At 52.7% G+C, this 24501-nt stretch carries 16 protein-coding genes and 1 pseudogene; 13 read left to right on the top strand and 4 right to left on the bottom strand.

All coding sequences use genetic code 11. The features are described 5' to 3' along the window. Nucleotides 1-144 precede the first annotated feature (144 nt). The 7 genes and pseudogenes from NSQ73_RS27225 to dhaK all read left to right on the top strand — a co-directional run bounded on the left by NSQ73_RS27225 (nucleotide 145) and on the right by dhaK (nucleotide 9967). Entirely contained in the window at nucleotides 145-1707 is a 1563-nt protein-coding gene (locus tag NSQ73_RS27225) for an extracellular solute-binding protein (RefSeq protein ID WP_171720512.1), read from the top strand. 80 nt (nucleotides 1708-1787) lie between these two features. Further along, on the top strand, nucleotides 1788-2696 hold the full coding sequence (locus NSQ73_RS27220; protein ID WP_042134003.1) for an ABC transporter permease: 909 nt from the start codon (nucleotides 1788-1790) through the stop codon (nucleotides 2694-2696). Between the two features lie 24 nt (nucleotides 2697-2720). Next, nucleotides 2721-3590 carry a carbohydrate ABC transporter permease gene (locus NSQ73_RS27215; RefSeq protein ID WP_042134005.1) on the top strand — a complete coding sequence of 290 codons (870 nt, stop codon included), beginning with the start codon at nucleotides 2721-2723 and terminating at the stop codon, nucleotides 3588-3590. 42 nt (nucleotides 3591-3632) lie between these two features. Beyond that, the gene (locus NSQ73_RS27210) at nucleotides 3633-5843 is read left to right on the top strand and encodes an alginate lyase family protein (protein WP_340989004.1); all 2211 of its coding nucleotides are present in this window, start codon (nucleotides 3633-3635) and stop codon (nucleotides 5841-5843) included. A gap of 241 nt (nucleotides 5844-6084) precedes the next feature. Then, entirely contained in the window at nucleotides 6085-7092 is a 1008-nt protein-coding gene (locus NSQ73_RS27205; protein ID WP_340989002.1) for a PocR ligand-binding domain-containing protein, read from the top strand. A gap of 134 nt (nucleotides 7093-7226) precedes the next feature. After that, a complete protein-coding gene (locus NSQ73_RS27200; RefSeq protein WP_340989000.1) occupies nucleotides 7227-8327 on the top strand; it encodes a glycerol dehydrogenase in 1101 nt (366 codons plus the stop codon). After that, nucleotides 8324-9967, top strand: a pseudogene (gene dhaK, locus NSQ73_RS27195) (dihydroxyacetone kinase subunit DhaK). Before NSQ73_RS27200 ends, dhaK begins: the two are co-directional and overlap by 4 nt. 92 nt (nucleotides 9968-10059) lie before the next feature. Here the strand turns inward: dhaK and NSQ73_RS27190 are convergent. Both NSQ73_RS27190 and NSQ73_RS27185 read right to left on the bottom strand, forming a co-directional pair. Beyond that, nucleotides 10060-11070 (bottom strand): helix-turn-helix transcriptional regulator, encoded by a 1011-nt coding sequence (locus NSQ73_RS27190; protein WP_340988999.1) that lies wholly within the window; start codon nucleotides 11068-11070, stop codon nucleotides 10060-10062. 144 nt (nucleotides 11071-11214) lie between these two features. Further along, entirely contained in the window at nucleotides 11215-11991 is a 777-nt protein-coding gene (locus NSQ73_RS27185) for a polysaccharide deacetylase family protein (RefSeq protein WP_340989427.1), read from the bottom strand. A 246-nt stretch (nucleotides 11992-12237) separates the two neighbouring features. On the opposite strand from NSQ73_RS27185, the gene NSQ73_RS27180 reads away from it, so the two are divergent. Continuing rightward, a complete protein-coding gene (locus NSQ73_RS27180; RefSeq protein ID WP_042134021.1) occupies nucleotides 12238-13647 on the top strand; it encodes a deoxyguanosinetriphosphate triphosphohydrolase family protein in 1410 nt (469 codons plus the stop codon). 207 nt (nucleotides 13648-13854) lie between these two features. Continuing rightward, entirely contained in the window at nucleotides 13855-15639 is a 1785-nt protein-coding gene (locus tag NSQ73_RS27175) for a methyl-accepting chemotaxis protein (protein WP_340988998.1), read from the top strand. A gap of 1078 nt (nucleotides 15640-16717) precedes the next feature. Here the strand turns inward: NSQ73_RS27175 and NSQ73_RS27170 are convergent. After that, complete coding sequence (locus NSQ73_RS27170) at nucleotides 16718-17674, bottom strand: D-2-hydroxyacid dehydrogenase (protein ID WP_340988997.1); 957 nt, start codon at nucleotides 17672-17674, stop codon at nucleotides 16718-16720. Between the two features lie 91 nt (nucleotides 17675-17765). On the opposite strand from NSQ73_RS27170, the gene thpR reads away from it, so the two are divergent. After that, the gene (gene thpR, locus NSQ73_RS27165) at nucleotides 17766-18377 is read left to right on the top strand and encodes an RNA 2',3'-cyclic phosphodiesterase (protein ID WP_340988995.1); all 612 of its coding nucleotides are present in this window, start codon (nucleotides 17766-17768) and stop codon (nucleotides 18375-18377) included. Nucleotides 18378-18453: 76 nt separating this feature from the next. Further along, on the top strand, nucleotides 18454-19362 hold the full coding sequence (locus NSQ73_RS27160) for a cell wall hydrolase (protein WP_340988993.1): 909 nt from the start codon (nucleotides 18454-18456) through the stop codon (nucleotides 19360-19362). Between the two features lie 152 nt (nucleotides 19363-19514). Here the strand turns inward: NSQ73_RS27160 and NSQ73_RS27155 are convergent, their stop codons facing one another. Then, the gene (locus NSQ73_RS27155; RefSeq protein ID WP_171720504.1) at nucleotides 19515-20711 is read right to left on the bottom strand and encodes an MGDG synthase family glycosyltransferase; all 1197 of its coding nucleotides are present in this window, start codon (nucleotides 20709-20711) and stop codon (nucleotides 19515-19517) included. 296 nt (nucleotides 20712-21007) lie between these two features. Between NSQ73_RS27155 and NSQ73_RS27150 the strand changes: the two genes are divergently transcribed. Together NSQ73_RS27150 and NSQ73_RS27145 are read left to right on the top strand one after the other, a co-directional pair. Then, on the top strand, nucleotides 21008-21583 hold the full coding sequence (locus NSQ73_RS27150) for a TetR/AcrR family transcriptional regulator (RefSeq protein ID WP_039302173.1): 576 nt from the start codon (nucleotides 21008-21010) through the stop codon (nucleotides 21581-21583). Between the two features lie 196 nt (nucleotides 21584-21779). Beyond that, complete coding sequence (locus NSQ73_RS27145) at nucleotides 21780-24134, top strand: YhgE/Pip domain-containing protein (protein WP_340988991.1); 2355 nt, start codon at nucleotides 21780-21782, stop codon at nucleotides 24132-24134. Nucleotides 24135-24501 lie beyond the last annotated feature (367 nt).

Raw genomic sequence — 24501 nt, 5'->3', positions numbered from 1 at the left:
AAGGAGAAACACAGATCCGGGGAAATCTTAAGAATGGTGACACTTTGGCTCGAATCCGGCATGTTCACTACCTGCGGTGTCTTCTATAATCCAAAGTGTAAGAACAATGTAAACGCACTCAATACAAGCGAATGGGGGATAACAATGAATTTTACAAGAAAGCTTGTACCGCTTATGGCATCAGCAGCATTAATGGCAACAGCCCTGGCAGGCTGCTCCGGTAACAACAATTCTGCGGCAGGCAGCACAGCCTCACCGGATGGAAGCGCACAGACAGAGACTGGCGGCAAGCCGGCCAGCATCAAAGCGATGACGATCCTCTTCGGCAATCCGCCGGAGATGGGCAGCAATAAAGCGCTGGAGGATCTGGAGAAACGCGGCAACGTTGATCTGGATGTGACCTTCGTACCCTCCGAGGCCTATACCGATAAGCTCTCCGTAGCCGTGTCGGCAGGTGATTCCTATGATCTGCTGCTCATGGACGGCGGAAAGGACGACAAATTCAATAACCTGGTGAAGATGGGCGCGTTCCATGATCTGACGCCTTATCTGGAGAAGACGGAGAATATCAGCCAGATCGATGATGTCGTCTGGGATGGAATCAGAATTGACGGCAAGGTATACGGAGTTCCCCGGCCGCGCGGCCTGTACGGCGGAGGGGAAGCCAATATCCTGATCCGTAAGGACTGGCTGGACAAATACAATCTGGCTGTGCCAAAGACGATGGATGAGCTGACGAATGCACTTGCCGTATTCAAGGAGAATGATCCGGCGGGCGGAGGCAAAACCATTCCGTTTACGATCTATGGTTCAGACGGAGTCAACAGTCCAGGACCTTTCTCAGGAGTGCTTCCAATTCAGTTTGCCTTCGGCATTCCTAATGTGTGGAAGCTGGACGGCGGGAATGCTGTGCGCGATTTCCAGACTCCCGAATACAAGGCATTTCTGGAGTGGCTGAGAGATTCCTGGAGCAAAGGCCTGATTGACAAGGATGCGCCGGTGCTCAAGAACCAGGGCCAGGCACGGAGCAAGTTCCTGTCAGGCACAGCGGGTGCTTTTGTGGGGAATGTCAGCGATCTGGGAGAGGCCAATGTGGAGAAGCTGAAGCAGACAGATCCAAATGCTGAAATTGCCATTGTCGACGTGCTCGAAGGGGCAGGCGGACACAAAGGTGCTGCTGTACTAGGCGGATACTACGGGCTGTGGGTCATTCCAAGCTCCGTACCGGAAGATAAGGTTCAGCAGATTGTTGATTTCCTTGATTTTACCGCCTCCGAGGAGAATATAGCGTTCTCCAAAGCGGGAGTTACCGGCATTCACTCCAGTGACTTCAAAGATGGTGTTGCTGTGCAGACTGAAGAGCAGAAGAAGCAATACGACCTGGATAAGCCGAGCCAATTCGTGCTGGAGAACCGGGTAGATCCATATGTATACGCCAGCTCCAAGGAGCCGGAGATTCTGGCGCAGCAAAAGGCGACGCTGGATATCATCAGCAAGATCGGTGTTGAGAATCCGTTCCTCAGCTACAACTCACAGTTCGCCAGCAAGAATCCGGACAGCTACAAAAAAATGAGCGCCGTGATGACGAAATATGTGCTGGGTGAAGGCACCTGGGAAGATGTGCAGAAGGAGATTGATACCTGGACTAATGGTGCAGGCGGGCAGATAGCCAAGGAACTGCTGGATCAATATAATGCAGCGCACTAAATAAGACACCACTAAATATACACAGAGGCAAAGGAGGGGGCTTCCCCTTTCTTTTGCCCATGGATAAGGAGGTTTAGCCTGTGCAGAGAACTTTGCGCCCTAAACGGTTTAATCAATTATGGCCTTTCTATTTACTGGCGGCACCTGGCATTCTCTATTTTCTGGTTTTTCATTATATCCCGATGTCGGGACTCATTCTGGCCTTCAAGGAGTACAGCCCGTTCAAAGGCATTATGGACAGCCCGTGGGTGGGGCTGGATAATTTCAGACAGTTTTTCGGAACCTCCGATTTCTATATTTTGCTGAAAAATACACTGCTCATCAGCCTGCTGAACCTGATCATTTATTTTCCGTTTACGATCCTCCTGTCGTTACTCCTGAATGAAGTGCGGCTCAAAGTGTTCAAACGGGTGTCGCAGACGATCGTCTATCTGCCCCATTTCCTGTCCTGGGTCGTCATTTACGGGATTACGATTTCGTTCTTCGGGCCTTCAGGCGTCATTAATCATTATCTCAGCCAGTGGTTTGACGGCAATGCCAATTTCCTGGTGAGCAATGAATGGTTCCGGCCGCTGGTCATCTTCCAGTCCATCTGGAAGGATGCAGGCTGGGGGACAATTATCTTCCTGGCGGCACTGGCAGGGATCAACCCGGAGCAGTACGAAGCGGCCAAAGTGGATGGAGCGAGCCGGCTGCAGAGCATCTGGCATATTACCCTCCCCGGCATCAAGAGCACGATTGTTATACTGCTGCTGCTCCGTCTGGGCTCATCTATGGACTCCAACTTCATGCAGATCTTCCTGATGACCAACAGCCTCAACCTGGATGTCTCCAATGTGTTCGATCTGTTCGTCTACCATATCGGTCTGGAGCAATTCAACTACAGCTTCGCGATTACCGTAGGCATGTTCAAATCCGTTGCCAGTCTGATCCTTGTAGTCGGGGCCAATTATGCGGCAAAGCTGCTTGGCGAGGAAGGCATATTCTAGAACAAGAACAGGAGTGGAGACGTTATGAAGCTCAAGGCAACATGGTTTGACACCATTATTGTAGTTATTATCTGCTTAATCAGTCTGCTGGTTATTCTGCCTTTTCTATACATTATCGCGGTATCCTTCAGTCCGCCCGGAGATTCAATGGCCGGGAATTTCTTCATCTGGCCCAAGCACTGGACGCTGGATGCTTACAGCTATCTGCTGAATGCGAATACGTTCCTGACCTCGGTCAAGAACTCCGTCATTATCACGGTAATGGGTACGCTGCTTAGCCTGTTTGTATCGATTACCCTGGCCTATGCCTTATCCAAGAAGTTTCTGCCCGGCCGCCGCATCATGCTGCTGATTATTTTCTTCACCATGATCTTTCACGGCGGGATGATTCCCAGTTATCTGGTGGTCAAAAATCTGGGTCTGATCGATTCCTACTGGGCAGTGGTGCTTCCGGCGGCCTCCAGTGCTTTTAATATCATGGTCATCCGCTCGTTCTTCCAGAGCCTGCCGGAAAGTCTGGATGAAGCGGCAAGAATTGACGGGGCAGGAGAGTTCAGAATTCTGTATTCGGTCGTGCTTCCGCTGTCCAAACCGATCATCGCCACGTTTACGCTGTTCTTCATGGTGCAGTTCTGGAATGAGTTCTTCTCAGCGGTCATCTATCTGAATGATACATCGCGCTGGCCGATTCAACCGCTCCTGCGGCAGATGGTGGCGATCAGTGCCTCCAATATTTCGGCAGAGGCTGCAGTTGACGCACAGCTTGCGGCCAACCTTGGACCCAATGTCCAGAATGCGGCGATATTGCTGGCCATGCTGCCTATTGTAATCGTGTATCCGTTCCTGCAGAAGTATTTTGCCAAGGGTGCCATGCTGGGATCGATCAAGGAATAGACGCGGATGAGATCCGTTAAACCAATAAAGGTGAGGGTTCAAATGACGATTGGATATAAAGACTTGCGCCATAATCCTATATATACAAAGCCGCAGCTATCGGATGAAGAATTCCTCGGCACCATGCTGGACTTGAACAGACCTGAGCTTGGCGGTGTGGCTGCATACTTGAAGTCAGGTGATGTGCCGGCTGCACGGAATGCCTATCTGGAACTCATTTCAGCTGGTAACAACGGGAGATATTACTTTGAAGTGAAGGATGTTCCCAAGCTTCAGGCGTATGCCGCAAGCTACTACGGCCATGAGGAGGAAGCGCAGCAGACAATCGCTGAGGCAGACCGGATCGTGGAAGGGGATATTCCGCTATTTAAAGGGAAAAGAGTGGTCTTTCCGCGTGGAACCTATGACTGGAACAGCTGGCTGTATGACAGCTCACAGTATCAGCTGCATCTGACCCGGTTCGTATATGTGAAGCATCTGTCCAGAGCTTATGCGCTGACCGGTGATGAGAAATACGCCAAATGCTTCAATGACATGATCAGCGACTTCATCGATGATAATAGGGTGCCGGTCGATGATACATTCCGTTCCGAGCATTCGACCTGGGACCCGCTGTCTGTCGGGGTGCGGCTGTTTATGCTGCCGGAAGCCTTCATTATCTTCTTCAGCTCACCTGCGTTCGAGCCTGAGGTTAGGCTGAAGCTGATCAAGTCCTTCCAGGAGCACGGGCAGTATGTGCGCAAATACCATGCCGGCGGCGGTAACCATGTCTGCATGCAGCTGCGGGGGCTGATCCAGACGGCGCTGCTCCTGCCGGAGCTGAAGGATTCCGCGGAATGGCTGGAGTACGGGCTGCGTGAGCTGCCGGGATATATCCGCCAGAACGTATATGCGGATGGGGTACAGTTCGAAGGCAGTCCGAATTATCATCTGATCGTGATGCGCGATCTGTACGAACTGGTGGCACTGTTCCATAAGCTTGGAATCGACGCCGGGGAGTATCGCGACACCTTGGAGAAGATGTTCACCGTGACGATGCATCTGCTTGCCCCTGACGGACAGCTGGTCAAATTCGGCGATACCGATGTGCAGGTGGTCAGCGAGCTGCGCAATGTCATGAGTCTGGGCGCTTATCTGTATCAGCGCGGCGATTTCAAAGCGCTGGGGCATGAGCGGCTGCCGTTCTCGCTGCTCTGGAGAGTAGGGCCGGAAGCGGTGCAGCAATATGAGCAGCTGAAGGCGAAGCAGCCTGCTGAAACGGCAGCCTGCTTCCCGATTGGAGGTTACATTACCTCCAGGCAGGGCTGGAGCCGGGAAGACATGTACATGGCGATGCGTGCAGGGGTTGGAGTCGGCGGACATGCCCATTCGGATGCGCTGAGCCTGGTGCTCTACGCCGGAGGGCGCGAGCTGCTGGCGGATTCAGGCATGGGATTGTTCGAGTGGAACAAGGAGCGTAAATATACGGTATCCACCCGGGCCCATAATACAGTAGTGGTAGATGGCCAGGACCAGCATGTCCGCAGCTTTCACTGGAATACGCCGACTACGGCAGCCTGCAGAATCTGGGACGTCCAGTCCAGTGCAGCCTATGACTACAGCTTCGCGAGCCATTACGGCTATACCCGTTACGATGATCCGGTCATCCATTCCCGCAAGGTGCTGTTCATCAAGAACAGCTACTGGCTGATTGTGGATCTGTTTGAAGCGGAGGAACAGCACCGTTATGAGCAGTACTTCCATCTGCCTACAGGCGGAGCGGGATATGACTGCCGCAGCGGTGAAGTATCCACTCAGCTGGAGGGGGCTAATCTGCTGCTGCTGCATCTGCCGGCCGGCCACGCTGAGGACCAGCTGATGCTTGAACCGGGCCTGATTTTCAAGCAGGGGGAGTATACTGAGAGTCCGGTGGTGAAGCGTTCGCTAACTGTGACGGGGAGGACGGCAATCGTAACGCTTGCCGTTCCGTTCGGAACGGAGAAACCTAAGGTGACCATTGAGCCCCTGCCTGCACGGATGAACGGAAAAGAGCTATCTGCTGAAGAGGCAACGGCCCTGCGTATTATAATGGGAGATCGAGTGGATGAAATCTGCTTATACCATAATAGTGTAGAGGTAGCGGGCTACCTCGATCACACCGGCAATATCATTGCCGAAGGGCTGCTGCCCCGCAAGGAAGAGCCGGCAGGCTTGGAGTTTGCCGGGGGCAGCTATAGCCGGGATGTTATTGTGATCACGGAATCCAAATCATAGCGGTCTGAAAAGAACAACGTCTATCCTGAACCGGGGTGGGCGTTGTTTTAGTTTGGGGGGGAGAGGAGGAAATGAAAGGGAGAAATCCCCTTGAATGCGGCGGAAGCAGGCAGCAGGCGGGAATGAGGGGCAGAAGTGCCCCTGAATCCGCCAACTTGAAAATGTTTGCGCCGAATCTCCTTGTTGCAACCGTTATCATGTTATAATTTTAGATATAATTTGAATGATAATGGAGGGACTCATGAGGAACTCTTTGGAACTGCTTGAGCATGTCGTGGATACACAGGCGCTGCAGATCATTCAGGACGATCTTGCTGCGGTGACGGATATGGCTGTGCTCACGGTCGATGCTGGCGGCAAGCCGGTGACCCGGCACAGCAAATGCACGGACTTTTGCAGAGCGATGAGATCGGCCACCCAGTCCTCCCGGTTATGTGAGAGCTGTGATTACCGCGGGGGATATGCCGCACAGAGTATGCAGCGTCCCTATGTCTATAAATGCCATATGGGGATTGTGGATATGGCGGTACCGCTGGTAGTCGGCAGCAAGTACCTTGGCTCCATTATGCTGGGGCAGATCTCTATTCCCGCACAGGATACCGGTAAGAAGCTTGATATGCTGAGCGCAACCAGCACTCCAGATCAAAGGGAGCATGACAGCATGCTGGAGGAATATTACCGGAGCCTTCCGGAGATGTCTTATGAACGGATCGAATCCGTAGCCCGTCTGGTCACCCACATGAGCCATTATATAACCGGCAGAGTTAGCGCCAGGAACCGGACTTATGTATTCGGCGCTTCTGCAGCTGCTGCCGATGTGAAGCTTACAGAAGAAGCAGCGCAGGTACATGAGATTCCCCGGCAGCAGGTACAGGAGGAGGCGGGCCAGCCGACTGACAGGAAGCAAGCTGCGGGCACAACAGGCGGCAGCCTCAGGCTGAAGCCGGCGCTGGAGCATATGCATGGGCATTTCCGGGAGCGGCTGAGACTGGCGGATATGGCCCAGTTATGCTGGATCAGCGCGGACTATTTCAGCAGACTGTTCCGGCAGGAGACGGGCAGCACCTTTTCTTCCTATATAAATAGCCTTAGGCTGGAGGAAGCGAAACGTAGTCTGGCGGAGGGGGAAGAATCTGTAGTGAGCATCGCGTATTCGCTGGGTTTTGAGGATAGCGGGTATTTCATCCGGACCTTCAAAAAAGCTACAGGCGAAACACCGGCGGTCTACCGCCTGAAGAGCCGTGCATAATCCGCGCTGCGCTGGGAGTTTATAGGATGAAATGACGGAATAGTTCTATACAGGATCGTGCAATGCCAAACAGCGGCAAAGCGCTTATACTGAATAGGAAGCGTTTACAAATCCTGCCTAAGGAGTGCTGTGAAATGAGAAAAATACTAACCTCTCCCTCTAAATATGTTCAGGGCAAAGATGAACTGTACAACATCGGGGACTATGTAACGATCTATGGACGGAAAGCGCTGCTGGTGGCGCATAAGGATGATCAGGCCCGGGTTCAGGATTACCTGGACAAGGCAGTTGCCAAAGGCGGCTTCGAATTCGTAACCGGCGGGTTCGGCGGGGAATGTACGCTTAAGGAGATCGGCCGGCTGGAGCAGTTCGCGGCAGCAGAAGGCTGTGATGTGATTGTTGGCCTCGGCGGCGGCAAGGCGCTGGATACAGCCAAAGCGATCGCCAACCGGGCTAGAATTGCGATTATTGTCGTACCGACGATTGCGGCGACTGATGCACCATGCAGCGGCTCTTCGGTGATCTATTCGGAGCACGGCGAGTTCGAATCCTATCTGTATGCGCGGCAGAATCCCAATGTGGTGCTGGTGGATACCGGAATCATTGCCAATGCACCGACGCGTTTTCTGGTGGCCGGGATGGGGGATGCGCTGTCGACCTTTTTTGAGGCGAGATCCTGTGTTAGAGGGTTCACCTATAACAATTCCGGGGCGGTAAGCACGAAGGCGGCGATGGAGCTGGCCCGGCTCTGCTACGAAACACTGCTGGAGGACGGACTGAAGGCCAAAGCGGCCAATGACAGCAAGGTGGTTACGCAGGCGCTGGAGAATATTATCGAGACGAATATCCTGCTCAGCGGGCTTGGATTCGAGAGCGGGGGACTGGCCGCAGCGCATGCTGTGCATAACGGACTGACCATTCTGGAGGAGACTCATCATTATTATCACGGGGAAAAGGTGGCTTTCGGCACGCTGGTGCACATGGTGCTGGAGAATGCGCCGCAGGAAGAACTGGACACGGTGCTTGGCTTCTGCAAGTCGCTCGGATTACCTACCTGCCTGAAGGACCTGGGTGTTACAGATATCAGTGAAGCCCGGCTGATGCCGGTGGCCGAAAGAGCCTGTGCCGAAGGGGAGTCCATTCATAATATGCCGTTCCCGGTTACGAAGAATGATGTATATGCGGCCATTCTGGCTGCGGACCGGCTGGGCGGAAGCGGAGGCGAAGCCAGATGAAGAAGATCATCAACGCTCCTGAAGATGTAGTCGTGCAGATGATCGAGGGCATGGTGCTTGCCCATCCGGAGCTGCTGGAGTGGAACCGGAAATACAAGATTATTACGCGCAAAGAGCTGAACCCGGACAAAGTCACCCTGATCAGCGGCGGAGGCAGCGGACATGAGCCTGCGCATGGCGGATACGTAGGTAAGGGAATGCTGGATGCGGCGGTATGCGGTGATGTGTTTGCATCTCCGTCGACGATTCAGGTCTACAATGCGATTACGAAGACGGCTTCCTCCCAAGGAACGCTGCTGATTATCAAGAACTATTCCGGCGACTGTATGAATTTCGATGCGGCGGCGGAGATGGCGTTCGAAGATGATGATATCACCGTGGAAAAAGTGTATGTGAACGATGATGTGTCCGTAGCGGACGATGCATCGACGGCAGGCAGAAGAGGCGTGGCCGGAACGGTGTTTGTGCATAAGATCGCCGGAGCGGCTGCAGAACGGGGAGATACACTTCCGGAGGTCAAGGCCATCGCGGAGAAAACAGTGCGCAATGTCCGGTCGATCGGCTTCGCGCTGACTTCCTGTACCGTGCCGGCCAAAGGCTCACCAACCTTCGCGCTTGGAGAGGATGAGATCGAATTCGGTGTAGGCATTCACGGCGAACCGGGTATTGCCCGGGAAAAGCTCGTTCCGGCCGATGAACTGGCCGCGAAGGCACTGCAGGCGCTGCTCGCCGATATGCCGGTTAACCCGGAGGAAGAGGTCGTGCTGATGATTAACGGCTTCGGGGCAACGCCGCTGCAGGAATTGTACATTCTGAACCGTTCCGTCAGCCTGCTGCTGGAGGAAGCCAAGATTAGGGTGTACCGGACCTTTGTCGGTAATTATATGAGTGCGATTGATATGGCGGGAGCATCGGTCACCCTGCTGAAGCTGGATGATGAGCTGAAGCAGGCACTCGACTATAGCGCGGAGACGGCAGCTTATAGATGTTAGGAGGCGGAAGCAATGGAGAAGCTGCTTACAGCTGATATAGTAGTGATGATAGATGAGATGGCGAAGCTTATCATTGAGAAGGAAGTCGAATTCTGTGAACTGGATTCCTTTGCCGGAGACGGGGACTTCGGCATGTCGCTGGCCAAAGGCTTCCGGCAGCTGAAGCTGGAATGGGAGGAGCTGCCGCAGGAGGAAATCGGTGAATTCCTCAAAGCCTGCGGAATGGTGATCATTGAGCACTGCGGAGGCGCTTCGGGTCCGATCTGGGGCTCGGCCTTCCGCAGCGCGGCGAAATACGCCAAGGGCCGGACAGAGCTAAGCGGACTTGAACTTGCCGAGCTGCTGGAGCATGCAGCGGAAGGGATTCAGAAGCGGGGCGGAGCGAAGCTTGGCGATAAGACGCTGCTCGATGCACTGATTCCTGCTGCTGAAGCTCAGCGGAAGAGTGCGGAGAGTGGCGACGCCCTGCTGATCAGCATGCGCAAGGGCGCAGAAGCGGCGGTGCAGGGAGCCGAGCACACCAAAGACATTATCGCTTCCAAAGGCAGGGCAAGCTATGTGGGCGAGCGGAGCCTCAGCCACCCGGATGCCGGAGCTACAGCGATAGGTATTCTGTTCACCGGGATTGTAGACCGGATGCAGCAGTAAGGATTGAAGACCCCGATTGAAATACAGATGCAGCGAAAAGGGACGTCCCGGTGGTATATCTCCGCCTGGCGTCCCTTTGCTGTTCCGCTAGTTCAAGTCTCGTATATAATATTCCCTGTTTCGGTAAGGTCATAGCTGTGAATGGACTTCAGCTCGTTCTGGAAGGCGGATGAACGCAGAATATCAAGAACCGTGCTGATCCATTGTTCATTCTCGGGCTTCTTGACCATGACCAGATCGTAGCGTTCCGTGGTGAGCGGAATGAAGTCGATGCCGTCAATAATCTTGGCGGCCTTCTCAGTTCCGATGCCCACATCGGCGCTGCCCCGCGCCACCATGCCGGCTATAGCCAGATGGCTGTTCTCTTCGGTTCCGTAGCCCTCCAGCGATGCGGATGGAATTCCGAGCAGGCGGAGCTGCTCATCCAGCAGCACCCGGGCCCCGGAGCCGCGTTCACGGTTGATCAGGGTCAGCCCGCTCTGCCGGAGATCACTCCAGCCGCGGATGCCTTTGGGGTTGCCCTTCCGCACATAGAACCCGGCACTGCGTGATAGCAGATGCACTACGATATAAGAGAAGCCTACGAGCAGCTTGCGGATATAAGGCAGATTATATTCGCCGGTATCCCCATCCAGGAGATGGGTGCTGACAATATCCGATTCCCCGTGATACATGGCAATCAGGCTGTCCAGACTGCCGGCATACGAACGGAGCGGGCGGGTGGACGGCAGCGTACGCTCCAGATAGGTCGCCAGAATATCAAGCGACATATCCTGGCCGGTAATGACCACATTCATACTGGTGCTTTTGCCGGTATGGGGCGGCGGAGGGGCGAAGGCCTGAAACGGAGCCGCGAAGGAAGCGGGCGTCTGCAGCGGCTGTATTTCCTGTAATCCGCTTCCGCCGGGGAGCGGATGCCCATAAGCCCCGCTGCTGCGGGAATTCTGCTTGTATGCCTCCAGATCAGAGAGGTCAACACGCATCTGTTTGCCGACACGGTAGGAGGGCAGCTCTCCTTTTTTGATCAGATCATAGACTTTAAGCTTGGATATTTTGAGTAACCGGGCGATTTCCTCGGTGGTATAGGAAGTATTCTCAGACATGAATTAAACCCTCCCAGGGGATGCACTGCGGCAGAAGTCACAGGTAGCCATATAATGCTTATAATGCTCAAGACTACCTTATTTTGTGGACCTGCGCAATCTAAGAAACCCCCGGACCGCAGGCGGAGAGCGGCAGACGGAGCTTCAATAAGTCCCGTGCCGCTCTGTCTTCGCCTGCTGCGCATCGGATAACGTGATCAGCTCGGAGACAGTGACGAACCTGAACCCTTGCTTCTCAAGCTCGGGGAGGATAATCTTCAGCGCTTCCTTCGTTTGCGATTGCCCATGGACATGGTCATGGAACAGAACGATATCCCCATTCCGGGCATTGCGGATCACTCTGCTGGAGATGCTCCAGACTCCCGGGCGGTTCCAGTCGCGGGTATCCTGATGCCAGGACCAGAGCACCGGCTTCAGGCCCATGCTGTTGGACACATCAATCATCGTGTCGTCGTACATTCCGCCCGGCGGTCTGAACAGGCTGCTGTGTTTGCCGGATACTTTGACAATCTCCTTCTCCGTCAGCTCCAGCTCCTCCTGAATCTGCTGCCCGGAGACCGGTTTTTTGAAATAAACGTGATTATAGGTATGGTTCGCAAGCTCATGGCCTTCATTAATGACGCGTCTGGCGACCTCGGGATAAGCGGCGATCCGTTTGCCAATTGCAAAAAAAGTGCATTTCGCATTGTATTCATGCAGTACCTCCAGAATGCCATCCGTCTCGAAGGGGTCCGGGCCGTCGTCGAAGGTGAGTGCAATAACCTTTTGGCTGGTCTGCACCTCCCAGATCATGTCGCCCCGTTCCTCATAATAATAGCGGTTCTTGGCCCTGTTCGGGCTGCCTAGGGCAATGTCTGCAGAGCCGTGCATAAGCGCGAGCGCTGCAAGGGCCGCGGCAGTGATTCGGATTCCTGTTTTCATGCGTCTCAAGTTTCACTCCACACCCTGTGTTTTTATAAGCCGTTCCTGCGCTGCTTGAGCCTTAGAATGCTCGATTTGCCCCGGGAAATATGCATTTTATATAGAGCGAACTGGAAGGTTAATGATAAAGATGAAAGTAACATCTGAACCGGAAACTTATCTGGCCGCATTTTAGAGTGAAAGTTCTGCCGGAAATGACTTATAATGAGATACTAAATACAGAATAATGGAATAGGGGCAGCGGAGATGACACTAATTGAGAAAAGAGAGCATAGGCAATATCCGGAAATTACCCGGCTGGAAACGTCCAGAGCCGCATATGAACGCGATTATTCGCGTCTGATCCATTCGCCGACCTTTCGACGGCTGCAAGGCAAATCACAGGTATTCGGTGCAGGCACCGGAGATTATTACCGCACACGGCTGACCCACTCGCTGGAGGTGGCGCAGATTGCCCGCGAAGCGGCCAAGAGTCTGCTGCGTTCTTATCCTGAGGTAGAGACGGGGGCAGCTGAGAATCCGGGATTGGTCATCGATCCGGAGGTTGTGGAATGTGCGGCCATTGCGCATGATTTCGGCCATCCGCCGTTTGGGCATAAGGGGGAAGAGGTGCTGGACAGCCTGCTGGAAGGGCTTATTGCCAAGAAGACAGCGGAGGCTGCCGCGAAGTCCGGGGCCGGTCCGGTACAGAAGCAGACGATTCATGAGAGCATGAAGCGTAAATATGAACATTTTGAAGGCAATGCCCATAACTTCCGCCTGATCATGTTTCTGGAGAAACGCGAAAATATTGATGGACTGAACCTCTCGGATGCGGTGCTGCTGGGCATTAACAAATATCCGTTTCCCGGTACTGTGCTGAAGAAGGGCATGTACCTGCATGAATGGGAGTACATCAACGAGATCCGCACCCAGTGGGGGGTTCCGGCAGGCAAGAAGACACTGGAAGCACAGCTTATGGACTTATGCGATGATATAGCCTATTCGGCCCATGACCTCGAAGACGGCATCAAGGCCGGCAAGATAGAGGTACACGAGCATTTCATGCACGACGAATACATTCAGCGGCTGATTGTTGAGAAGATCACGACGCTGGAGGATGCCTTCTGGTCAGGCTGGCAGGCCGAGGCGATCAGCGCCAAGGTGGAGGAAGTGCTTAGCTCATTCCTTCGGGTATGGATGGAGAAAATGCCAACCTGTGAGAATGACTACTCCCGCACGCGCCGTGAAGTTAAAGCTTATTGGGTCAGTACTTTCGTCGCCAGTCTCGGCGTCATCGAGGACGGGGACTGGAAGAAGGTTACCTTCATCAAGGAAGGCCAGGAGGATGAGGATATGCTGCGGACGGTCAGTGTGCTCAAAAGCTTCGCCTGGGTAACGATGATCCGCGATTTGCGTGTGCAGCGCCTGCAGAAACGGAGTGAATGGATCCTCCGGCGGCTGTGGGAGGCCTTCCTGGATCCCGAGACCTCCCGGAGTATTATTCCGAGCGACTGGCTGCAGCGGTATGAGAAGGATCAGAGGTCGGCCAGGCCCATCTGGACCTGGGAGCATATGGTGACAGATTATATCGCCGGGATGACCGATGCGTTTGCCGAGAAAATCTACAATGAGCTGTATGGACTAAAGGTAGGCTCGATTTACGATCTGGATTAGGACATACTGCTGCGTTTATAGTACCTGTCAGCCAGTTTGGCTTGCGGGTACTTTTTTTATAGTTCTGGATATACATATAAAACTTTTTGGGTGTTTTGCCGAAATAGTACTAGCAACCTATTTTTTTTTGTTCTTTTATGAAAATGGAATGTAATAGAATGGAATTCCGGTCATGTTTTCGGAAAAAGTTTGAGGAGGCGCGCGTAGATGGGCAAGGGTCAACAACTGAAAAGTGCAGTTAAAAAATGGGTGAGTAGAACTAAAAAGGTGCGCCAGACCGCAGTAGCTAAAGGAAGTAAAAGTATTGGATTCAAGATTGCCTCCGGTTATGCGGCTTTGGCAGTACTGGTTCTGGTTACCGGCGGGGTCTCGCTCTATCAAATGAATGGTATGCAGAAGAACACAGGCAATATTATTGATCAGAGCATTCCCGCACTGGATAAAATCCACAATGTAAATTACCTGACAGAGCATGTTATGGCGATCAGCATGCAGCATATTCTGAGCACGGATAGCGCAGAGAAAAACACACTTGCGGAAGAGCGGGCTGAATTCATCCGCAAAGTGTCAGATACATTGAAGGAATACAAGCTCACCTTGCGGGGAGAGCAGGAGCTGGGGCAATTACAGTCGCTCGTCGGGAAATGGGGAGAGTTCCTGACCGTCAACAATCAGGCGATCCTGCTCAGCAGCTCGAATGACGAGGAATTAGCATTGGAGGTATCCCACAAGGGGATTGAGGCGTTTAATTCGATGCAGATTGATCTGGACGCGCTTGTTGCACACACTCAGGATGAAGCAGCGAGTGAGGGTGAAGTTTCCGAGAATATTTTCCACACTTCCCTGACGTTGAGTATTGTAACTGTGCTGATTGTCCTGGTAGTCATCGGAATGATTAACATGGTGATCCGTAAGACCATGATCAATCCGCTCAAAAAGGTAACCGTACACCTGCAGCGGATCTCCGGCGGTGATCTGACCGCAGAGGATACCCTGATCGGCAATATGGATGAAATCGGCCAGCTTGCCAAGACCGTTAACGAAACTAACCGTACCTTGCTGGAAATGGTGAACCGGATCAGAAATGTCTCCGAGGTGATTTCGGAACAGGGCGATGAGCTGATGCATACGATTTCCGAAACCAAGGAGGGCAGCAGCCAGATTGCCTTGACCATGGAAGAGCTGGCCAAAGCCTCCGGCAGCCAGGCCGAAGCAGCGGTAGATGCTTCTAAGGCGGTGGAGGAATTAAATGCTATAATTGAGAATTTTGCCGGCAGGGGAATTGACCTCTCGCTTCATTCGGAGCAGGTGCGGCAGAAGGGTGAAAAAGGCAAAGCGCTCATGGAGAGCTCGGTGGCGCAAATGAACCAGATTGCGGACGCTGTATCGCAGTCTATGGACACGGTGGAGGAGCTGAACCGCAAGAACGAGGGGATCTTCCGGCTTGTCGGCTCCATCCGCAGCATCTCTGAGCAGACGCATCTGCTGGCGATCAATGCGGCCATTGAAGCGGCGAGAGCCGGTGACAGCGGCCGGGGCTTCGCGGTAGTAGCACAGGAGGTGCGCAAGCTGTCGGAGGATGTGCAGCGGACCGTAGCGGAGATTACCGGAATTACACAGGGAATCCAGCATGACTCCAGAGCGATGGTTGAACAATTGCGCGGCGGCGTGGCGAAGACGGAAGAGGGCAGCCGGCAGATAGTCGAGACAGGCGAAGCCCTGGCCGATATCAACGGCTCGGTGGGGGTAATGGCGCTCACGGTGGAAGAAATGGCCAAGGATCTGGAGCAGATGACCGGAGCCAGTGAAACCATGAACGAGTTCAGCCAGCATATCTCGGCACTCGCCCAGCAATCTGCGGCCGGTGTAGAAGAGACTTCAGCTTCGGCTCACGAGCAGCTCAGCGCGACTACGGAAGTGGCTAACGGCATCGAGCATCTGAAGCTGCTGATTACTGAGCTTAAGGAGTCTGTTACTCGGTTTCAAGTGTAAGGGGCTATATAGGCTGAAGCAGTGAAATTTAATTACTTAGGGATACGCCGTGACTGCAGAGAATGTTTGGACTTCCGGCCGCTGTTGTTCCCGGATTTCTTGATTTATACCGCTGGTAGCGGTGGAAATCCGTGAACAAAGGCGGACGCTGCCGCTCCTACAGTTCCAAACTTCTCTTCCGCCACTAAATGTAAATTTCAAGTTCAAACTATATAGTGAGATGGGAATATAAAAACAGCCTCTGCTTAGTTTAGCAGAGGCTGTTTTTGTCTTGGTATTGTGCTGGGGAGAGTGAAGTTATGTTACCTACTGCTATATTACTGCTTGAACTGGGGGTTTTTCGGATGGCCCGTGCTCCTAGCTCCAACTGCAGGCTCGAACTCCTTGGCGAATTGATGACGAAATTCGCGCTGCCTAAGTACTAACTAACTGTATTTTGTGCAACTAAAGCGATCGTTTTTTGCGCTGCGAGGGTTTTAATTGCATTCTCTGCAGTTAAAATCCCCCATACTCCGGGAAAAAAGACGTACCGCTAATTTTAGTTGTACAGAATACAGTTAACCGGGCAAATCCGTTTTTTCGCCGTTATTTAACTGCAGGAAATACAATTAAAGTAATTGCAATGCACTCCGCACTAGCTAGTTCACAATAGACTTGTCCGCGCAGGAGTCTTGCCGGCACAGGGTTCTACGGAGCAAGGTACTTTCCAGCTCAATCTATAGTCTATATAGTTAAAATCCTGCACAAAATACAACATTTTCCTCAAAAGATCGACGTTAACCGAAAATTGTTGTACAAAAGGCATCATTTCGCCTCCATCCGGCAGATTAACGAGAGAATTGTTGTATTTCGTACAACAATTCTCTAGAAAACCCTTTTATCCAGCATCTAATGTTGTAATATGTACAACATTTAGCCGCAGGAGGCACCTTTAAACCCGCAAGTCACAAACAAGTCAGCAAATCCTCAGCAATCACCGGCCCGTCCACAAGTTAGCAGCGACCCCGCAGCAGGCTCGCCAGCCTAGTTCGCAAGTCCGCATATCCCACAGTTACCCCGCCACCCAGGCAGCGGAGGCTTAATATTGGCGGCTGTAGTCGACCAGATTGAGTGAAGGCGTTCCGGACTCCAGATAGGCCTTCATGTTCTCAACGAAAATATCCACTACCCGGTCCGCGTAACGGTCGGTTACCCCGGCACAGTGAGGGGTCATGATGACCTGCTCCATTCCCCACAGAGGGTGATCCTCCGGCAGCGGTTCTTTCTCGAAGACATCGAGTCCGGCACCGGCAAGCTGTCCGCTGTGCAGCGCAGAGATTAGATCGTCCGTATTGGTAGTCGCTCCGCGGCCAATATTAATGTAATAAGCCCCCTGCTTGGCAGCGGAGAAGATGTCTGCATCGAATATTCCCTGCGTCTCGTCGGTGATCGGCAAAGTGTTGATAATAAAATCGGCGTCGCTCACGGAAGCCTTCAGCTGTCCGGTCGTGAAGACCTCATCGAAGCCGTCAACCGGCCGGCCGGAACGGCTCACACCGATCGTCTTCATACGGAAAGCCTTGGCAATTCTGGCGGTTTCACTGCCGATGGAGCCGGTTCCGGCAATCACTGCCGTCTTGCCGGTCAATTCACTCTCTTGTCCATCCGAATGCCAGCGGCGGTTCTGCTGGTTGCGGATAGCGGTATGCATGTTCCGGGTGAACATCAGCATGAAGCTGAAGATAACGGCAGTAATCGGTTCGGCATGAACACCGCTGGCATTCGTCAGCAGAATCCCGCGTTCATGCATGGCTTCGAGCGGAAGTTTCTCCACACCGGCAGACCAGGCCTGGACCCAGCGCAGCGGTGAACCCTGGCGCAGAAGGGTATCACTGACGCCTTTTCCCCAGCCGATGATAATTTCCGCACCGGAGAGCAGCTCAAGGTCCGGATTCCTGGAATCTCCGAGGGTAAGGGTATAATCTGGTGCAGCGGCGCGGATCAGCTCCTGCTGCCCATCTGATAAATGCTGCATACAAACGATGGATTTAGTCATGTTGGTTCCCTCCTATTCTACATTTCAGTAGAGAAATGGACGATAAGTATAGAATAAGCATAACAAATCTGCCTGGAAAGGTGAAATTAGAATGGAACATAAGGAGCCGGAGCAAGAATTTGAGCGTCTGTTTATCGCGATACCTTTGCCGGAAGCACTGCGCTATTATCTTAAAAATGAGTCTGCCCGCGTGTCTTCCGGACTTAAATTTGCCAGATGGACACATTTTGAAGATTTCCATATTACGCTGCAATTTCTTGGCGACACTCCGAAGGAGGATATCCCGGCCCTGTTCGCGGCGCTCCGGAAAGTTTCCTCGTCAAGCAAAGGCTTTCAGCTGAAGCTCGGAGAATGGGGCACATTCGGCCTCCCGGACTCGCCAAGAGTGCTCTGGACGGGGGTTTCCGGGGAGCTTGAGCCGCTCAGGGAGCTGCAGAAAAAGGTGGTTTCGGCGACACTTCCGTTAGGGTTCACGGCGGAAACGCGAACGTATAATCCCCATTTGACAGTGGCCCGCAAATACCGTGAGGAGCAGCCGTTTACGCTGGAGCGGCTGGGAAATTTACGGGTAAAGGGACGTCCCGCAGGCAATTTACTTCCAGACTTAGGCTGGACGGTGGATGCTTTTGTGGTGTATGCTACCAGGATGCATGCCATTCCTATGTATGAAATGACCGAAAAATTTACATTTTTCTCAACATAAATCGACAAGAAAGTTTTCAAAGCTTCCATTTTCGGTTACATACAATAGGAGTGTGCCGTAAAATAGGAGGTAAATAATGTTAATATTTAAACAGAGCCGCTGTATTGCGCTGCTGGTTAGTGTAATTCTAGTGTCTTTCTCAGCGATAAGTTTGATGAACCCCGAAGGATCTGCTGCTACCGGGGAGAATGTAATAGAAATGGGTAAATTGAAGTCTGCCGGCCATGAGTCTCTGGAGCCCCGTGTTCCGAAAGCTGCATCAGCTGTATATAGGACAAGCCCTTCATCCAGCACAATGATTCCCATGCTTTACACCACAGCTGCCGAACCGGTCCACACCTGGGCCCGCATGGTAAGCGCCGGATGGTTAAGCCCCGAGAAGCTGCAGCGTGAAGAGGCTGTGAAGACGGGCGCCGTTCAGCCTAAGCCTAAGGCTAAGGTAACTGTGGTGAAAGCAACGCCGTCAGCGGCGCAAGCGCTGAAGAAAGCGGCCAAGGGGACAACGAGCGTAAATAAAGTCAAAGCGGCAACTCAGCAACATCCCCCCGCAACATTGTTCTTCTCTCGGACCAAGCTACTAAGCCAGGAGCAGCAAGCTGAAGCTACCTGGAGCTACGCCGTATCCGAAGAAGACCTGCTACTGCTGCAAAAAATCGTCATGGCAGAAGCAGAAGGCGAACCGTACCAGGGCAAGGTGGCAGTTGCCAACGTTGTTCTGAACCGGCTGCGGTCAGCCAATTTTCCCGATACCATTCATGATGTAATCTATCAAAAAAGCCAATTCAGTCCTGTCGCCAACGGCCGTCTAAAGCGTGTGAAGCCCAACGCAGACAGTATCAAGGCTGTTAATGCTGCACTTATGGGAGTTAAGGAAGTTACGGATGACACGTACTTCTTCTTATCGCTGACACTCGCGCAGGATCTTACTGTGCATCATTCACGGACACTCCTTAAGACCATCGGCAATCATACCTTTTACAAATAATCACTGTTACGGTCTAGCCATCCGAATTCACGCTGGCTGCGCGCGGAGAAGGTTTCCGCTGCATTCTCATCTTAAGTAATGCAAAAGAACCTCCAAATCCACGCTTACCAGTGGCTGGAGGTTCTTTATGTTGTTGTTCACCTGGGGGCCGTTTACGGGGTGACATAGACGGCCTCTTCATTGCGCACCTGTGAGGGGGAGCTCCACGACTCGGATTCGGCAACAGCTTGGCTGGCGGGCTTGCCCAGCAGCTGGAGCACAGTAGCTGCACAATGCTGAGGCTGCTGGCGTTCCGGAGAAGTCCGGCGTTTCCGCTGTAATTCAAGTCCGGCATATTCATGCAGCAGCATGGAGAACCATTTGTTCACCACTTCCGAATCAAGCACCTCGGCCAGCCCCAGCTCTACAAAATACTGGCTGTTCTTCTCTTCCTGCCCCGGGATGGCGCTGTAGAACAGCATCGGAATGCCTTTGGCCTGACCTTCAGTACAGGTCATTCCGCCCGGCTTCGTAATCAGCAGATCGGAAGCATCCATTAATTTGTTGATCTCGCTGCTGTAGCCGAGAATCTTTACATTGGGATGGTCCAGCAGCGGGTTGGCTTTCATTTTGGCTACCAGCTTGTCATTGCTGCCCATACAGAATATAAGCTGGATCTCATCCATCCGGGCCGTGAGCGAATTCATGATGTCCTTCCCGAACATCAGCCCCCAGCCGCCGCCCATAATGAGCACGGTAGGAATGTCGGCGAGCCCCAGCTCCTTGCGGAGCTGAGTCTTGCTATGGCGCTCCCAGAACTTCGGATGCACCGGGATGCCGGTAACCGTCACCAGCTCAGGAGATACGCCCCGTCCGGTAAGAATCGATTTGACGCGTGAAGTAGAGACGAGATAACGGTTAGCTTCGGCGTTCACCCAGCTGCCGTGCGCATCATAATCTGTAATCAGCGTGTAGAGCGGGACATCCAGCCCCTGCTGCTTCAATCTGGAGATGACAGCGGCCGGAATCGGATGAGTGCAGATAATCAAATCGGGTTTAAGCTGCTCTATGACCTGTGAGGCATGTGTATAAAAAATCCGGTGAAGAGCCAGCTTGGTCAACCGGTTCAGTGATTTATGATATTGGGTCTTATACATCATGCCGACCAGCTTCGGCTGGCTGCTGACTGTTTTGCGGTAAGCGGAAAGAATCCATGGTGCGACCGTAGGATTGAGGAATTTTCCAAGCTCAATGACCCGGCACTGCACATCCGGACTCAGCAGTCTTATTCCTTCGGCCAGAGCATAGGCTGCCCCTGTATGGCCCGTGCCGAAGCCTTCCGAAAACAGCAGTACTCTTTTCTTTCGCATAAGTTCACCTGCTACTTTCCATCATGGGTAGAATTACGAGTTCTCTTCATCGGTTCATTCGAGATCCCATGTTCATGTTCTATTATATTATACTAGGGTTTTTGCTTCTTTTCTCACATTATACAAATAAGACGTAAATAGAAAGTTAAAACACTGCAATAAAATAAAAAAAGTTGGGCATAAGTATTGCATTGGCAGGAGCATCGTGATAAAGTTGGTCTTGACCGAGTGACCGGATTAGTAAATTGGTCAGAACGCGGACGCAATGATATTTCCTGACGAAAGGGAGTGCACGGGTGGCTGTGGTAGATCGAAGGCAGCAGGTGCTTCAGGCGGCGACGAAATCTTTTTCATTATTCGGCTATAAGGCAACTACAATGGATCAGGTCGCCAAGATTGCCAATGTCGGCAAAGGGACGATTTATACCTTTTTTACGAACAAGGAACAATTATTTGACGAGATTCTGCGAGATGTCATTATTGAGATGAAAAGAATCGCCGAGCGGGAGATTAAACGCGACAAGCCGTTTTTTGATAATCTGCACCGCGTGCTTGACGCCCTGCTGGAATTTCGGAGCGAACATGAGCTATTCATTAAGCTGTCCCAGGAAAGTCGTGATTTCGGAACGCCGCAGGCCGGTGATGGGCTCGACAAGATCGAGAGTGTCGTACTTGAATATTTGGAACGGGAGGTGGAACAGGCAATCCGTCAAGGGGAGATCAAACCCTGCGATCCCCAGATTGTCTCGGTAGTAATGTTCAGGCTTTATATCGTACTTACTGCTGAACTGAGCAAGGTGCATGTGCCTTTGACCAAAGAGCAGATTAAATGCTACTTTCACTTATTTTTGGCAGAAGGCCTGTCACAGTAGAATTTAAGTCCGGTATAGGGACGGCGCCCTGCGAACCTGCGCTTTCCCTGATGGAACAGGCGAAATTTTTTTTGCTCTTGACTGACTGAATGGGGAAAATGGTCAACCAGTGTTACTGTAATATTCACGAAAATATCATTTCAGAGGAATTTATAGCATTTTAAAGAGAGCATATGATTAGAAGGAGAGAACCAGAATGAAATCTTTATCCGTGTTTATCAAGGACCTTGGCGCGGTTTTTAAGAATCCCAAGATGCGTATTTCCATGTTTGCCATTCTGTTCATTCCTGTACTGTACAGCGGATTATTCCTGAAGGCATTCTGGGATCCTTACGGTAAAATGAACGAGCTTCCGGTCGCTGTCGTAAATGAAGATAAAGGTGCTGATTATGAGGGCTCCAAGCTGAGCGCAGGAACAGACCTGGTCGCAGAGCTGAAGAAGACGGACGGGTTCAAGTGGAATTTCGTCAGCCGTGAAGCAGCGGAAGCCGGACTTGCGGACAATACCTATTATATGGCGATTATTGTTCCGGAAGACTTCTCGGCCAAAGCTACTACCCTGCTGGATGTGGATCCGCAGCCGGCCAAAATCATCTATGAGCCTAATGAAGGCTACAACTTCCTGGCTGGCCAGATCGGCGGCACGGCAGTGAAGGATATTAAAACCAAGGTATCTGCCAAGATCACAGAAGCGTATACCGAATCTGTATTTGATAAAATCACGGATATCGCCAGCGGGCTTGGCGAAGCCGGGGACGGCGCCACCAAGATTGCTGACGGTGCCACCAAGCTGGATGACGGAGCGCTTAAGCTGAAGGACAATCTGCTTGTCCTGACTGAAGGCACCGGCAAGCTGCTCGATGGTGTAGCGCCGCTTACCCAGGGTGTGACGGATCTGAATACCGGAGCAGCGGCTCTGGAAGCCGGCAGCAGCACGCTGGCCGGAGGGCTTCAGCAGTTGTCCGCAGCCCATAAGCAGCTGCAGGATGGTGTGACCCAGTCGGCAGCAGGCAGCAAGCAGCTTGACGCAGGGCTGCAGAAGACTGCAGCCGGAGCGGCTTCGCTTAAGGACGGCACACAGTCGGCCGTAGAAGGAACCGCCAAGCTGCAGGCTGGCACGAAGTCGGTGGTAGACGGCAGCGCGAAGCTGGAAGCGGGTCTGACATCTTCCGCAGAAGGCAGCGCGAAGCTCGAGGCCGGTCTTACGGCTTCGAAGGAAGGCAGCGCGAAAGCGGCAGCCGGAGCCAAGGCGGTAGCAGACGGTCTGCAGGCACTGGCGAAATCGAATCCGCAGCTTGCGGCAAGCCCGGATGTACAGAAGCTGCTGGCGGCAAGTACAGCAGTGGCCACCGGCACTGCACAGCTGGACCAGAGCCAGGAGCAGCTGCTGGCAGGAGCAACAGCGCTGCACAGCGGTCAGGAGCAGCTGGTGCAGGGAGCGAATCAGCTGCACAGCGGTTCCCAGCAGCTTGATGCAGGTGTAACGCAGCTGCATGCCGGAGCGCAGCAGCTGAACGCCGGCAGCGCACAGCTGCTGGAAGGCCAGCAGCAGCTGGCGGCTGGCGCTGGCACACTTGCAGCAGGCGGCGCTAAGCTGTCGGCAGGCATGCAGCAGTTCGGGGCGAAGCTGGACGAAGCGGCCGCAGGCGGTGCGAAGCTGGCCGACGGCGGCAAGGCGCTTGAAGCCGGAACAGCGAAGCTGCTGAGCGGCGCAGGACAGCTTGGCAGCGGCCTCAGCTCTGTAGCTGACGGCTCGAAGCAGCTGAGTGACGGAGCAGGCCAGCTCAAGGACGGTCTGGATGAGCTGAAAGCAGGCTCCGGTGAGCTGGCCAGCAAGCTGGGCGATGCTGCAACGCAGACTAATGCTGTGAACAAGAGCGATGCGCTGGTATCCATGTTTGCCCAGCCGGTACAGATTGAAGAAGTGAAAGTCAGCAAGGTACCGAACTATGGAACAGGGTTCGCCCCTTACTTCCTGTCGCTCGGTTTGTTCGTAGGCGCACTGATCTGTACGATTGTTATTCCGATGCGTGAATCTGAAGTGATCGGAGCCAGCCGGTTCAACCGGTTCATGAGCCGTACTCTTACGTTCTCCATGATGAGCTTGCTCCAGGCACTTCTCGCTATCCTGATTGTTCTGTACGGCCTGGGCCTTGAAGTGCAGAGTGTAGGCTTGTTCTACGCCTTCTCCTTCATTACCAGCCTTGCCTTCATGTGGATGATCCAGGCGATCGTAACCTGGCTCGACCAGCCGGGCCGTTTCGTAGTCATCCTTATTCTGATCTTCCAATTGACTACGAGTGCGGGTACGTTCCCGCTGGAGCTGATTCCGAACTGGATGAAGATCTTCAATCCGCTGCTGCCGATGACTTACAGTGTCAAAGGCTTCAAGGCAGTCATCTCCACTGGCGACTTCAGCTCGATGTGGAATGATGCCGGACTGCTGGCCGCTTACGGCATAGTATTCCTGGCGCTTACCTTCACCTACTTCATGACCCGTGACCGCGGTAATGAAGCTCTGCTGAAAAGTGAACAAGTTTTGACTGTATAATGGAACACATTTCCTTGTAAATATGAGGACACAAAAACGCCCCTGAGGGGGCGTTTTTGGCTTATACAGAAAACTAAATGGGTAAAAAAAGTGCCATACCCATGGCAGGAAAATAAATGAAACGCTTTCAATGCATAAGAACTTATTCGTCTTTTATGCATAATTATACATCGAGAAGATTTTTTACGCTTTTATCCGCTAAAGCTGCGCTGCAAAAGCATTTGTTAATCAAGCTCATAAAAAAGTTTAAATTGCGCTCATGTCAGGTCGATGATAAAATAATATAACCAATCTGGCTTGAATAATTATTAAGATTTTCCTCTGAAAAATTTTCCTGGAATTCCGTCTACTTTATAATAGAAAGGTT

The sequence above is a fragment of the Paenibacillus sp. FSL R10-2736 genome (genome assembly GCF_038000245.1).
Lineage (GTDB): Bacteria > Bacillota > Bacilli > Paenibacillales > Paenibacillaceae > Paenibacillus_AQ > Paenibacillus_AQ phytohabitans.
This window is presented reverse-complemented; position numbering and strand designations above follow the sequence as displayed.